The sequence below is a fragment of the Streptomyces sp. NPDC047042 genome, assembly GCF_040644035.1.
GTDB lineage: Bacteria > Actinomycetota > Actinomycetes > Streptomycetales > Streptomycetaceae > Streptomyces.
The window spans coordinates 243,056-256,075 of record NZ_JBEYVP010000002.1; the positions used below are offsets into that span (position 1 = coordinate 243,056).

Annotated in this window: 12 protein-coding genes; all 12 read left to right on the forward strand. The window is 68.3% G+C overall.

Features of this window, described 5'->3' with window-relative positions; all coding sequences use genetic code 11:
• Positions 1–243: 243 nt before the first annotated feature.
• Genes ABZ855_RS02990 through nuoL form a run of 12 tightly spaced genes read left to right on the forward strand, consistent with a single transcriptional unit; the run spans position 244 to position 13,016 of the window.
• Complete coding sequence (locus ABZ855_RS02990; protein ID WP_005476348.1) at positions 244–603, forward strand: NADH-quinone oxidoreductase subunit A; 360 nt, start codon at positions 244–246, stop codon at positions 601–603.
• A gap of 13 nt (positions 604–616) precedes the next feature.
• Positions 617–1,171 (forward strand): NADH-quinone oxidoreductase subunit B, encoded by a 555-nt coding sequence (locus ABZ855_RS02995; protein ID WP_007383964.1) that lies wholly within the window; start codon positions 617–619, stop codon positions 1,169–1,171.
• Positions 1,168–1,929 carry an NADH-quinone oxidoreductase subunit C gene (locus ABZ855_RS03000; RefSeq protein ID WP_360799936.1) on the forward strand — a complete coding sequence of 254 codons (762 nt, stop codon included), beginning with the start codon at positions 1,168–1,170 and terminating at the stop codon, positions 1,927–1,929. Before ABZ855_RS02995 ends, ABZ855_RS03000 begins: the two co-directional genes overlap by 4 nt.
• Positions 1,926–3,248 carry an NADH-quinone oxidoreductase subunit D gene (locus ABZ855_RS03005; RefSeq protein ID WP_319206490.1) on the forward strand — a complete coding sequence of 441 codons (1,323 nt, stop codon included), beginning with the start codon at positions 1,926–1,928 and terminating at the stop codon, positions 3,246–3,248. Before ABZ855_RS03000 ends, ABZ855_RS03005 begins: the two co-directional genes overlap by 4 nt.
• Before the next feature lie 29 nt (positions 3,249–3,277).
• Positions 3,278–4,099: an NADH-quinone oxidoreductase subunit NuoE gene (gene nuoE / locus ABZ855_RS03010; RefSeq protein WP_360800282.1), complete on the forward strand. Its 822-nt coding sequence runs from the start codon at positions 3,278–3,280 to the stop codon at positions 4,097–4,099.
• On the forward strand, positions 4,096–5,445 hold the full coding sequence (gene nuoF / locus ABZ855_RS03015; protein WP_360799940.1) for an NADH-quinone oxidoreductase subunit NuoF: 1,350 nt from the start codon (positions 4,096–4,098) through the stop codon (positions 5,443–5,445). Before nuoE ends, nuoF begins: the two co-directional genes overlap by 4 nt.
• Complete coding sequence (locus ABZ855_RS03020; RefSeq protein ID WP_360799943.1) at positions 5,442–7,946, forward strand: NADH-quinone oxidoreductase subunit G; 2,505 nt, start codon at positions 5,442–5,444, stop codon at positions 7,944–7,946. The genes nuoF and ABZ855_RS03020 overlap by 4 nt, the downstream gene beginning before the upstream one ends.
• The gene (gene nuoH / locus ABZ855_RS03025; protein WP_360799946.1) at positions 7,943–9,307 is read left to right on the forward strand and encodes an NADH-quinone oxidoreductase subunit NuoH; all 1,365 of its coding nucleotides are present in this window, start codon (positions 7,943–7,945) and stop codon (positions 9,305–9,307) included. Before ABZ855_RS03020 ends, nuoH begins: the two co-directional genes overlap by 4 nt.
• Positions 9,300–9,911 (forward strand): NADH-quinone oxidoreductase subunit NuoI, encoded by a 612-nt coding sequence (nuoI, locus tag ABZ855_RS03030; RefSeq protein ID WP_360799949.1) that lies wholly within the window; start codon positions 9,300–9,302, stop codon positions 9,909–9,911. Before nuoH ends, nuoI begins: the two co-directional genes overlap by 8 nt.
• The gene (locus ABZ855_RS03035) at positions 9,908–10,759 is read left to right on the forward strand and encodes an NADH-quinone oxidoreductase subunit J (protein ID WP_360799952.1); all 852 of its coding nucleotides are present in this window, start codon (positions 9,908–9,910) and stop codon (positions 10,757–10,759) included. Before nuoI ends, ABZ855_RS03035 begins: the two co-directional genes overlap by 4 nt.
• On the forward strand, positions 10,756–11,055 hold the full coding sequence (gene nuoK, locus ABZ855_RS03040) for an NADH-quinone oxidoreductase subunit NuoK (protein ID WP_006382214.1): 300 nt from the start codon (positions 10,756–10,758) through the stop codon (positions 11,053–11,055). Before ABZ855_RS03035 ends, nuoK begins: the two co-directional genes overlap by 4 nt.
• Positions 11,056–11,069: 14 nt before the next feature.
• Positions 11,070–13,016 (forward strand): NADH-quinone oxidoreductase subunit L, encoded by a 1,947-nt coding sequence (gene nuoL / locus ABZ855_RS03045; protein ID WP_360799956.1) that lies wholly within the window; start codon positions 11,070–11,072, stop codon positions 13,014–13,016.
• Positions 13,017–13,020: the final 4 nt, after the last annotated feature.

The window sequence follows — 13,020 nt, forward strand, 5'->3', positions numbered from 1 at the left end:
GAAGATCACCGCTCATCCGACTTCATGATCCTTCGTCAGGTGGTGGAGATCACAAAGGTTCGGCAATACCCCGTGTCGCAGATCACAGACCGCCGGGCATAGGATGCGGGGCAGTTGGGCTTGTGACCTGCTTCACATGTTCTCGATCTTCGCCGGGACGGGCGTGGTTCGCGGGGCGGACGGGGTGGCGTGAGCCCGATGCAATCGCCAGCAGTCAGTGCCGACTGAGAGGAGCGAGGAGCGGTGAACGCGTATGCGCCCATCCTCGTACTGGGAGCCCTCGGGGCAGGCTTTGCGATCTTCTCCGTGATCATGGCTTCGCTGATCGGCCCGAAGCGGTACAACCGGGCCAAACTCGAAGCCTATGAATGCGGGATCGAGCCGACACCCACGCCGGCCGGCGGTGGGCGGTTCCCCATCAAGTACTACCTGACGGCGATGCTCTTCATCGTCTTCGACATCGAGATCGTCTTCCTCTACCCCTGGGCCGTCACCTTCGACGCCCTGGGTGTTTTCGGGCTCGTGGAGATGCTGCTCTTCGTGCTCACCGTCTTCGTGGCGTACGCGTACGTATGGCGGCGCGGCGGCCTGGAATGGGACTGAGGGGCCTCTGACCATGGGACTCGAAGAAAAGCTGCCGAGCGGATTCCTGCTGACCACCGTCGAGCAGGCCGCGGGCTGGGTGCGCAAGGCGTCCGTCTTCCCCGCCACGTTCGGACTCGCCTGCTGCGCCATCGAGATGATGACCACCGGAGCGGGCCGCTACGACCTCGCCCGCTTCGGCATGGAGGTCTTCCGCGGCTCACCCCGCCAGGCGGACCTGATGATCGTGGCCGGCCGGGTCAGCCAGAAGATGGCGCCGGTGCTGCGGCAGGTCTACGACCAGATGCCCAACCCCAAGTGGGTGATCTCCATGGGGGTCTGCGCCTCCTCGGGCGGCATGTTCAACAACTACGCCATCGTGCAGGGCGTCGACCACATCGTCCCGGTCGACATCTATCTGCCCGGCTGCCCGCCGCGGCCCGAGATGCTGATGGACGCGATTCTCAAGCTCCACCAGAAGATCCAGTCCTCCAAGCTCGGCGTGAACGCCGAGGAAGCGGCCCGTGAGGCCGAGGAGGCCGCGCTCAAGGCACTCCCCACGATCGAGATGAAGGGGCTGCTGCGATGAGCGACGCGAACGGCACCGGAGCGGACAGGCCCGCCGAGGGGGTCAACCCCGAAAAGGATCTCGCCGCCTCCAACCTCCCCGGCCAGCGCGGCGACGGCGGCGAGGAGATCCGCGTCCAGCGCGGCATGTTCGGCGCCAACAACGGCGGCGACACCTCCGGCTACGGCGGCCTGGTCCGCTCCGTCCGGCTCCCCGGCGCCTCGGCGAGGCCCTACGGGGGCTGGTTCGACGAGGTCGCCGACGAACTCGAGGGCGCCCTGGAGGAACAGGGCCTGGTCCCCGAGAACGTGATCGAGAAGACGGTCGTCGACCGCGGCGAGCTGACGTTCCACGTCGAACGCGCGTACCTGCTCGCCGTCGCCCAGACCCTGCGCGACGACCCCGCTCTGCGCTTCGAACTCTGCACGGGCGTGAGCGGAGTCCACTACGCGCAGGACAAGGGCCGCGAGCTGCACGCCGTGTACCACCTGCGCTCGATCACCCACAACCGGCTGATCCGCCTCGAGGTCAGCGCCCCGGACAGCGACCCGCACGTCCCGTCCCTGGTCTCCGTCTATCCGACGAACGACTGGCACGAACGCGAGACGTACGACTTCTTCGGGATCGTCTTCGACGGTCACCCGGCCCTGACGCGGATCATGATGCCGGACGACTGGCAGGGCCACCCGCAGCGCAAGGACTACCCCCTCGGCGGCATCCCCGTCGAGTACAAGGGCGCCCAGATCCCGGCTCCGGACCAGCGGAGGTCGTACTCATGAGCACGCAGCACGCAACTCCGCGCGAGACCACCGAGGGGACCGTCTACACGGTCACCGGTGGCGACTGGGACGAGGTCGTCCAGTCCGCGGCCCGCGCCGACGACGAACGCATCGTCGTCAACATGGGCCCGCAACACCCCTCCACGCACGGCGTGCTCCGCCTGATCCTGGAGATCGACGGCGAGACGGTCACCGAGGCCCGCTGCGGCATCGGCTATCTGCACACCGGCATCGAGAAGAACCTCGAGTTCCGCACGTGGACGCAGGGCACCACCTTCGTCACGCGCATGGACTACCTGACCTCCTTCTTCAACGAGACCGCCTACTGTCTCGCCGTCGAGAAGCTCCTCGGCATCGAGGACCAGATCCCCGACCGCGCCACCCTGATCCGTGTGCTCCTCATGGAGCTCAACCGGCTGTCCTCGCACCTGGTGTGCATCGCCACCGGCGGTATGGAACTCGGTGCCACCACGATCATGATCTACGGATTCCGTGATCGTGAAATGATTCTCGACATCTACGAGCTCATCACGGGCCTGCGGATGAACCACGCGTACATCCGCCCCGGCGGACTCGCCCAGGACCTGCCGCCCGGCGCGGTGGACCACATCCGCGAGTTCGTGAAGAAGATGAAGAAGAACCTTCCCGAGTACGACAAGCTCGCCACCGGGAACCCCATCTTCAAGGCCCGTATGCAGGACGTCGGCTACCTCGACCTGGCCGGCTGCATGGCCCTCGGCGCCACCGGCCCGATCCTGCGCTCCACCGGCCTCCCGCACGACCTGCGCAAAAGCCAGCCCTACTGCGGCTACGAGACGTTCGACTTCGACGTCCCCACCGCCGACTCCTGTGACTCCTACGGCCGCTTCCTGATCCGCCTGGAGGAGATGCGCCAGTCGCTCAGGATCGTCGAGCAGTGCCTGGACCGGCTGCAGCCCGGCCCGGTCATGGTCACCGACAAGAAGATCGCCTGGCCCGCGCAGCTCGCCCTGGGCCCGGACGGCCTGGGCAACTCCCTGGACCACATCAAGAAGATCATGGGCACCTCCATGGAGGCCCTGATCCACCACTTCAAGCTGGTGACCGAGGGTTTCCGCGTCCCGCCGGGACAGGCGTACGCGGCCGTCGAGTCACCCAAGGGCGAACTCGGGGTGCACGCCGTTTCCGACGGAGGCACCCGGCCCTTCCGGGTCCACTTCAGGGACCCGTCCTTCACCAACCTGCAGGCCATGGCGGCGATGTGCGAGGGCGGCCAGGTCGCCGACGTCATCGTCGCCGTCGCGTCCATCGACCCCGTGATGGGAGGCGTCGACCGGTGACCACCACCCCCGAGGGCGTCAGCCTGGGCATGCCCCAACTGCCCGCGCCCGCTTACCCGGACGACGTTCGAGCCCGGCTCGAAGCGGACTCCCGCGAGGTCATCGCCCGCTACCCGGACTCCCGGTCCGCCCTCCTGCCGTTGCTGCATCTCGTGCAGTCGGAGGAGGGCCATGTCACGCGCACCGGGATGCGGTTCTGCGCGGAGGTACTGGGCCTGACCACGGCCGAGGTCACCGCGGTCGCCACCTTCTACTCCATGTACCGCCGGGGCCCCTCCGGCGACTACCAGGTGGGCGTCTGCACCAACACCCTGTGCGCGGTGATGGGCGGCGACGCCATCTTCGAGAGCCTCCAGGAGCACCTCGGAGTCGCCAACGGCGGGACGACCGAGGACGGCAAGGTCACCCTGGAGCACATCGAGTGCAACGCGGCCTGCGACTTCGCACCCGTCGTGATGGTCAACTGGGAGTTCTTCGACAACCAGACCCCGGCCAGCGCCAAGCGCCTCGTCGACGACCTGCGCGCGGGTGTACAGGTCGAGCCCACGCGCGGTGCCCCCTTGTGCACGTTCAAGGACACCGCCCGCATCCTGGCCGGCTTCCCCGACACCCGGGACGGGGCCGTCGAGGCGAGCGGCAGCGCCGGTCCCGCCTCGCTGACCGGGCTCCGGCTGGCCAAGGGCGAGAGCCCCGCGCGCGTGGTGCACCCCCGGGGTGGCGGTACCACCAGGAGCGCCCAGCCGCACGAGCCGTCGCCCGCCGAGCACCTCAGCTCGCACGACGCGCCGCAGGACACGGCGGCTTCCGACCCCTCCCACCCGGCGGGGCCCGTCACCGAGGAGGGGGAGTGATGACATTGGCACCGGAGATCAACGAGACGAGCCCCGAGAAGCTGCTCGCACCCGTGCTGTCGGCCTTCTGGGACGAGGACAGGTCCTGGAGCCTGGACGTCTACCGGAGGCACGAGGGGTACGAGGGACTCCGCAAGGCCCTCGCGATGACCCCGGACGACCTCATCGCGTACGTCAAGGAGTCCGGTCTGCGTGGCCGCGGCGGTGCGGGATTCCCCACGGGAATGAAATGGCAGTTCATTCCTCAGGGTGATGGAAAACCACACTATCTAGTTGTCAACGCCGACGAATCGGAGCCGGGAACCTGCAAGGACATCCCGCTCCTCTTCGCGAACCCGCATAGCCTCATCGAGGGCATTGTGATCGCGTGTTATGCCATCAGGTCTTCGCATGCCTTCATCTATCTGCGCGGTGAAGTCGTACCAGTGCTGCGGCGGTTGCACGAGGCCGTACGTGAGGCCTACGCGGCGGGCTACCTCGGCAAGAACGTCCTCGGCAGTGGACTCGACCTCGAACTCACCGTGCACGCGGGCGCGGGCGCGTACATCTGTGGTGAAGAGACCGCACTGCTCGACTCGCTCGAAGGCCGCCGGGGTCAACCGCGGCTCCGTCCCCCCTTTCCTGCTGTCGCAGGGCTCTATGCGTGCCCAACTGTTGTGAATAACGTCGAGTCGATCGCGTCGGTTCCCGCGATTCTGCAAAAGGGCAAAGAATGGTTCCGGTCGATGGGCAGCGAGAAGTCCCCGGGCTTCACGCTCTACTCGCTCAGCGGCCATGTCACCAATCCGGGCCAGTACGAGGCCCCGCTCGGCATCACGCTCCGCCAGCTCCTCGACATGAGCGGCGGGATGCGCACCGGCCACCGGCTGAAGTTCTGGACGCCGGGCGGCTCCTCGACGCCGATGTTCACCGACGAGCACCTCGACGTCCCTCTTGACTACGAAGGAGTGGGCGCCGCGGGTTCCATGCTCGGCACAAAAGCACTCCAGTGCTTCGACGAGACCACCTGCGTCGTCCGGGCCGTCACCCGCTGGACCGAGTTCTACGCCCACGAGTCCTGCGGCAAGTGCACGCCCTGCCGTGAAGGAACGTACTGGCTCGTGCAGTTGCTGCGCGACATCGAGGCCGGCAAGGGCGTCATGTCCGACCTCGACAAGCTGAACGACATCGCCGACAACATCAACGGCAAGTCCTTCTGCGCCCTCGGCGACGGCGCCGCCTCGCCGATCTTCTCCTCCCTCAAGTACTTCCGCGAGGAGTACGAGGACCACATCACGGGCCGGGGCTGCCCCTTCGACCCGGCCAAGTCCACGGCCTGGGCCGACCGCACGGAGGTGAACGCATGACGGTGACCACGAGCGCTCCCTCCGGAGGGGGCGACGCGGCGGTCCCGCCGGAAGATCTCGTCTCGCTGAAGATCGACGGCATCGACATCAGCGTGCCCAAGGGCACCCTGGTGATCCGCGCCGCCGAACAGCTCGGTATCGAGATCCCGCGCTTCTGCGACCACCCCCTCCTCGACCCGGCCGGCGCCTGCCGGCAGTGCATCGTCGAGGTCGAGGGCCAGCGCAAGCCCATGGCGTCCTGCACGATCACCTGTACGGACGGGATGGTCGTCAAGACTCATCTCACCTCGCCGGTGGCCGAGAAGGCCCAGCACGGTGTGATGGAGCTGCTGCTCATCAACCACCCGCTGGACTGCCCGGTCTGCGACAAGGGCGGCGAGTGCCCCCTGCAGAACCAGGCCATGTCGCACGGTCAGGCGGAGTCCCGCTTCGAGGGCAAGAAGCGGACCTACGAGAAGCCCGTGCCGATCTCCACACAGGTGCTGCTCGACCGCGAACGGTGCGTGCTGTGCGCCCGCTGCACCCGCTTCTCCAACCAGATCGCGGGCGACCCGATGATCGAGCTGATCGAGCGCGGCGCGCTCCAGCAGGTCGGCACCGGTGAGGGCGACCCCTTCGAGTCGTACTTCTCCGGGAACACGATCCAGATCTGCCCGGTCGGCGCGCTGACCTCGGCGGCGTATCGCTTCCGCTCCCGTCCCTTCGACCTCGTCTCCTCGCCCTCGGTGTGCGAGCACTGCTCCGGCGGCTGCGCAACCCGCACCGACCACCGGCGCGGAAAGGTCATGCGGCGCCTCGCGGCAAACGACCCCGAGGTCAACGAGGAGTGGATCTGCGACAAGGGGCGCTTCGGCTTCCGGTACGCGCAGAAGCCGGACCGGCTCCAGACGCCCCTGGTACGCAACGCCGCGGGTGTCCTGGAGCCCGCCTCCTGGCCCGAGGCGCTGGAAGCGGCGGCCCAGGGACTCCTCGCGGCCCGTAGTCGCACGGGCGTTCTCACCGGCGGCCGGCTCACCGTCGAGGACGCGTACGCGTACAGCAAGTTCGCGCGCGTGGCCCTCGACACCAACGACATCGACTTCCGCGCGCGCGTGCACAGCGCCGAGGAGGCCGACTTCCTGGCCGCCCGGGTGGGCGGACGCGGACGCGACCTCGACGGTACGGGTGTCACGTACGCCTCGCTGGAGAAGGCGCCCGCGGTCCTGCTCGTCGGGTTCGAGTCCGAGGAGGAGGCGCCCGGCGTCTTCCTGCGGCTGCGCAAGGCCTGGCGGGGACACGGACAGAAGGTCTTCTCGCTCGCCACGCACGCGACGCGCGGCCTGGAGAAGGCCGGCGGCACGCTGCTGCCCGCCGCCCCCGGCACCGAGACCGAGTGGCTGGACGCGCTCGGGAGCGGATTCGGGCTGGAGGAGAACGGGACGAAGGCCGCTGAGGCGCTGCGCACCGAGGGTGCGGTGATCGTCGTCGGCGAGCGATTGGCCGCTGTGGCGGGCGGGCTCACCGCTGCCGTACGGGCGGCTTCCACGACCGGCGCCCAGCTGGTGTGGATTCCGCGCCGGGCCGGCGAGCGCGGCGCTGTCGAGGCGGGCGCGCTGCCGTCGCTGCTGCCGGGCGGACGTCCGGCGACCGACCCGCGCGCGCGGGACGAGGTCGCCGCCGCCTGGGGCGTGGCCGAGCTGCCACACCGCTTCGGCCGCGACACCGGCCAGATCGTCGAAGCGGCCGCCGGGGGAGAGCTGCGGGCTCTGGTGGTCGCCGGGGTCGAGGTCGCTGACCTGCCCGATCCGGTACGCGCGCGTGAAGCCCTTCACGAGGTGGGCTTCCTGGTGTCGCTGGAACTGCGGCCCAGCGAGGTCACCGAGCACGCCGACGTCGTACTCCCGGTCGCCGCGGTCGCCGAGAAGGCGGGCACCTTCCTCAACTGGGAGGGCCGGGGCCGCCCCTTCGAGGCCGCGCTCAAGCCCGACCAGATGACGCGACGCCTGGCGCCGTCCGACGGACGCGTGCTCCAGATGCTGGCCGACGCCATGGACGTACACCTGGGGCTGCCCGACCTGCGGACCGCGCGGGCGGAACTGGACCGGCTCGGGTCGTGGGACGGGGCGCGGGCCGCCAACCCGCTGGAGATCGGCGCCCAGCTGCCGCGGCCGGCCGCCGGCGAGGCGGTGCTCGCCGGGCACCGGCTGCTCCTCGACCAGGGACGGCTGCAGGAGGGAGACGACGCGCTCGCCGGGACCCGGCACGCCGCACACGCGCGCGTGTCGGCCGCCACGGCCGCCGAAGCCGGAGTCAAGGACGGCGACCTGCTCGCCGTCACCGGCGCCACCGGGACGGTCGAACTCCCCCTCACGGTCACCGAGATGCCCGACCGGGTGGTCTGGCTGCCGCTGAACTCCACCGGAGGCGGCGTCGCCTCCGACACCGGTGCGCTGCCCGGCGCACTCGTCCGCATCGGCCCGGCGACCCTCGCCTCCGAGGCCCCCAAGGAGGTGGAGGCATGAGCCCGTACCTCGCCGCTGAAGACCTCTCCATGTTCGGCACCGACCCGTGGTGGCTGGTCGTCGTCAAGGCCGTCTTCTGCTTCGCCTTCCTGATGATCACCGTGCTGTTCTCCATCGTGTGGGAACGCAAGGTCGTCGCCTGGATGCAGTTGCGCATCGGCCCCAACCGGCACGGCCCCTGGGGCATGCTCCAGTCGCTGGCCGACGGCATCAAGCTGATGCTCAAGGAAGACCTGGTCGTCAAGCGCGCGGACAAGGTCGTCTACATCCTCGCGCCGATCGTCGCGGCCATCCCGGCCTTCATGGCGATCGCGGTCATCCCCTTCGGCCCGGCGGGCAACGAGGTCTCGATCTTCGGCCACCGTACGACGATGCAGCTCACCGACCTGCCGATCGCGATGCTCTACGTCCTCGCGGTCGCCTCGGTCGGTATCTACGGCATCGTGCTCGCGGGCTGGAGTTCCGGCTCCACCTACCCGCTGCTGGGCGGTCTGCGGTCCTGCGCGCAGATGATCTCGTACGAGATCGCCATGGGCGCCGCCTTCGCCTCGGTGTTCCTCTACTCCGGGTCGATGTCGACCTCGACCATCGTCGAACAGCAGCACGACCGCTGGTACATCGTCCTGCTGCCGGTCTCCTTCGTGATCTACATCGTGACGATGGTCGGCGAGACCAACCGCGCCCCCTTCGACATGCCGGAGTCCGAGGGCGACCTGGTCGGCGGCTTCAACACCGAGTACTCGTCCATCAAGTTCGCGATGTTCATGCTCGCCGAGTACGTCAACATGGTGACCGTCTCGGCCGTGTCGGTGACGCTCTTCCTGGGCGGCTGGCGGGCCCCCTGGCCCATCAGCACCTTCTGGGAGGGCGCCAACCACGGCTGGTGGCCGATGGCCTGGTTCGTCCTCAAGGTGCAGCTACTGCTGTTCTTCTTCATCTGGCTGCGCGGAACGCTCCCGCGTGTCCGCTACGACCAGCTGATGAAACTCGGCTGGAAGGTCCTCATCCCGGTCTCGCTGGTCTGGCTGATGCTCGTCGCGACCGTACGGACCCTGCGCAACGAGAACTACGACTTCGCCGACATCGCCCTCTACGTCGGCGGCGGCGTCATCACCCTGCTTCTGCTCTCCTTCGTCGCCGACATGTTCCGCGACCGGGCCAAGGCCGAGCAGACGGCCGAGGCCGAGCCCCTCGCCTTCGACCCGATGGCGGGCGGATTCCCCGTACCGCCGCTGCCCGGACAGGAGCCACCGGCGGTGCCGCGCAGGCGCCCGCGCCGGGAGCGCGAGTTGATTGTCAGTGGTGGGTCGGATACTGGCAGTGACGGATCTCTGGATGGAAAGGAGGCGTCCGATGGCTGAGGAGCCTAAGGAGACCGGGCAGACGAAGCCCGGCTTCCAGAACCCCGTGGCCGGCTTCGGCGTGACCTTCAAGGCCATGTTCAAGAAGCGGCTGACCGAGCAGTACCCCGAGCAGCAGAAGACCACCGCTCCCCGGTTCCACGGACGGCACCAGCTCAACCGCCATCCCGACGGCCTCGAGAAGTGCGTCGGCTGCGAACTGTGCGCCTGGGCCTGCCCCGCGGACGCCATCTATGTGGAGGGCGCCGACAACACCGACGAGGAACGCTACTCGCCGGGCGAGCGGTACGGCGCCGTCTACCAGATCAACTACGCCCGCTGCATCCTGTGCGGTCTGTGCATCGAGGCGTGCCCCACGCGCGCGTTGACGATGACCAACGAGTTCGAGCTGGCCGACAGCAGCCGCGCCAACCTCATCTACACCAAGGAACAGCTGCTCGCCGGACTCGAGGAGGGCATGGTCGACTCGCCCCACTCGATTTTCCCGGGCACCGACGAACAGGACTACTACCGGGGCCTGGTCACCGAGGCCGCACCCGGCACGGTCCGTCAAGTGGCCGTCTCCAAGGGAGAGAAGCCCGAGGAAGAGGGGGCAGAGGCATGAGCGCGCTCGCCGCCTACTCCACCTCCACGGGTGAGGCGTTCCAGTTCTGGGTGCTCGGTACCGTCGCCGTCGCCGGAGCCCTGTGCACCGTCTTCATGAAGAGGGCCGTGCACAGCGCGCTCTGCCTCGCCGGAACCATGATCATCCTGGCGGTGTTCTACCTGGCCAACGGCGCCTACTTCCTGGGCGTCGTCCAGATCGTCGTCTACACCGGCGCGATCATGATGCTGTTCCTCTTCGTGGTCATGCTCGTCGGTGTCACCGCCGCGGACTCCCTCAAGGAGACCATCAAGGGCCAGCGCTGGCTGGCCCTGCTGTGCGGCCTCGGCTTCGGCATCCTCCTGGTCGCGGGCGTCGGAAACGCCTCCCTGAAGGAGTTCGCCGGCCTCGGCCAGGCCAACGCGAACGGCAACGTGGAGGGCCTGGCCGCCCTCATCTTCACGAAGTACGTGTTCGCCTTCGAGATCACCGGCGCCCTGCTGATCACCGCGGCTGTCGGCGCCATGGTGCTCACGCACCGCGAGCGCACCGAGCGCGCCAAGACCCAGCGCGAGCTGGCCGAACAGCGCGTACGGGACGGCAAGCACCTGCCGCCGCTGCCCGCCCCCGGTGTGTACGCCCGGCACAACGCGGTGGACATCGCGGGCCTGCTGCCCGACGGCACCCCGGCCGAGCTGTCGGTCATGCAGACACTGCGGCAGCGTGGCCAGATCCGTGATGTGTCCGCCGAGGCCATCAGCGACCTCAAGGCCCTGGAGCAGCGCGCCGAGGACCGCCTGGAGCGCACCAACAGCGGCCCGGCCGGTGGTTCGGCCGGCGGCTCGAACAGTGGGGAGGCGTCGAAGTGAACCCGGTCAACTACCTCTATCTCGCCGCCCTGTTGTTCACGATCGGCGCCACCGGCGTCCTGATCAGGCGCAACGCGATCGTCGTCTTCATGTGCGTCGAGCTGATGCTCAACGCCTGCAACCTCGCGTTCGTCACCTTCTCCCGGATGCACGGCAATCTCGACGGGCAGGTCATCGCCTTCTTCACGATGGTCGTCGCCGCCGCGGAGGTCGTCGTCGGGCTCGCGATCATCGTGTCGCTGTTCCGTTCCCGCCACTCGGCCTCGGTCGACGACGCCAGCCTGATGAAGCTGTAAGGGGTCGCTGAATCGTGGAGAATTTGATTGCGCTGCTGGTGGCGGCGCCTCTGCTCGGAGCGGTCGTACTGCTGTGCGGCGGCCGACGGCTCGACGCCGTCGGCCACTGGATCGGCACGGCTCTCGCCGCCTGCTCCTTCGTGATCGGCGCGGTCCTCTTCGTCGACATGCTGGGCAAGGACGCCGAACACCGCACCCTGATGCAGCACCTGTTCAGCTGGATCCCCGTCGAGGGCTTCCAGGCCGACGTCTCCTTCCAGCTCGACCAGCTGTCGATGACGTTCGTCCTGCTGATCTCCGGAGTCGGCTCGCTGATCCACGTGTACTCGATCGGGTACATGGAGCACGACGAGCGGCGCCGCCGCTTCTTCGGCTATCTGAACCTGTTCCTCGCGGCGATGCTGCTGCTCGTCCTTGCCGACAACTACCTGCTGCTGTACGTCGGCTGGGAGGGCGTCGGTCTCGCCTCGTTCCTCCTGATCGGCTTCTGGCAGCACAAGCCCAGCGCCGCGACCGCCGCGAAGAAGGCCTTCCTGGTCAACCGCGTCGGTGACATGGGCTTGTCGATCGCCATCATGCTGATGTTCACCACCTTCGGGACCTTCACCTTCGGGCCGGTCCTCGAAGCCACTGGTGAGACGAGTGAGGGCAAGCTCACCGCGATCGCCCTGATGCTGCTGCTCGCGGCCTGCGGCAAGTCCGCGCAGGTGCCGCTGCAGTCCTGGCTCGGCGACGCGATGGAGGGCCCGACCCCGGTCTCGGCCCTCATCCACGCGGCGACGATGGTGACCGCCGGTGTCTACCTCATCGTCCGCTCCGGCGAGATCTTCAACGCGGCGCCCGACGCCCAGTTGGTGGTCACCGTGGTCGGCGCCGTCACGCTCCTCTTCGGTGCGATCGTCGGTTGCGCGAAGGACGACATCAAGAAGGCGCTGGCCGGCTCGACCATGTCGCAGATCGGCTACATGATCCTCGCGGCGGGCCTCGGCCCCATCGGCTACGTCTTCGCGATCATGCACCTGGTGACCCACGGGTTCTTCAAGGCCGGACTGTTCCTCGGCGCCGGCTCGGTCATGCACGGCATGAACGACGAGGTCGACATGCGCAAGTACGGCGGCCTCCGCAAGTACATGCCCGTCACCTTCGTGACCTTCGGGCTCGGTTACCTCGCGATCATCGGCTTCCCGGGTCTGTCCGGCTTCTTCTCCAAGGACAAGATCATCGAGGCGGCGTTCGCCAAGGGCGGCACCGAGGGCTGGATCCTCGGCGGCGTCGCTCTCCTCGGAGCGGCCATCACCGCGTACTACATGACACGCGTCATGCTGATGACGTTCTTCGGCGAGGAGCGCTGGCGCAACCAGCCGACCGCCTCTCCGGCCGAACCGAGCGTGGAGCCCGCAGCCGAGCACCACGGCGAGCACGCCGAGCCGCACCCGCACGAGTCGCCCAAGTCGATGACGATCCCCATGATCGTCCTCGCCTTCGGGTCGGTCTTCGCGGGTGGGTTCTTCAGCCTCGGCGACCGCTTCGTGCACTGGCTGGAGCCCGTCACCGAGCACTCGCACGGGAACCCGCCGGTCAGCGCCCTCACGGTCACGCTGTCCACCATGGTCGTGCTCGTCATCGGCGTCGGCGTCGCGTACGCCCAATACGGGCGCAGTCCCATCCCGGTGGTCGCCCCGCGCGGGTCGCTGCTCACCCGGGCCGCCCGGCGCGACCTCCTCCAGGACGACTTCAACCACGTCGTCCTCGTCCGCGGCGGAGAGCACCTCACCCGCTCCCTGGTCTACGTCGACCACACCCTGGTCGACGGGGTCGTCAACGGTACGGCGGCCTCCATGGGCGGCCTCTCCGGACGGCTCCGCAAGCTGCAGAACGGCTACGCGCGGTCGTACGCGGTCTCGATGTTCGGCGGTGCGGCGATCCTCATCGCCGCGACCCTGCTGATGAGGGCGGTCTGATACC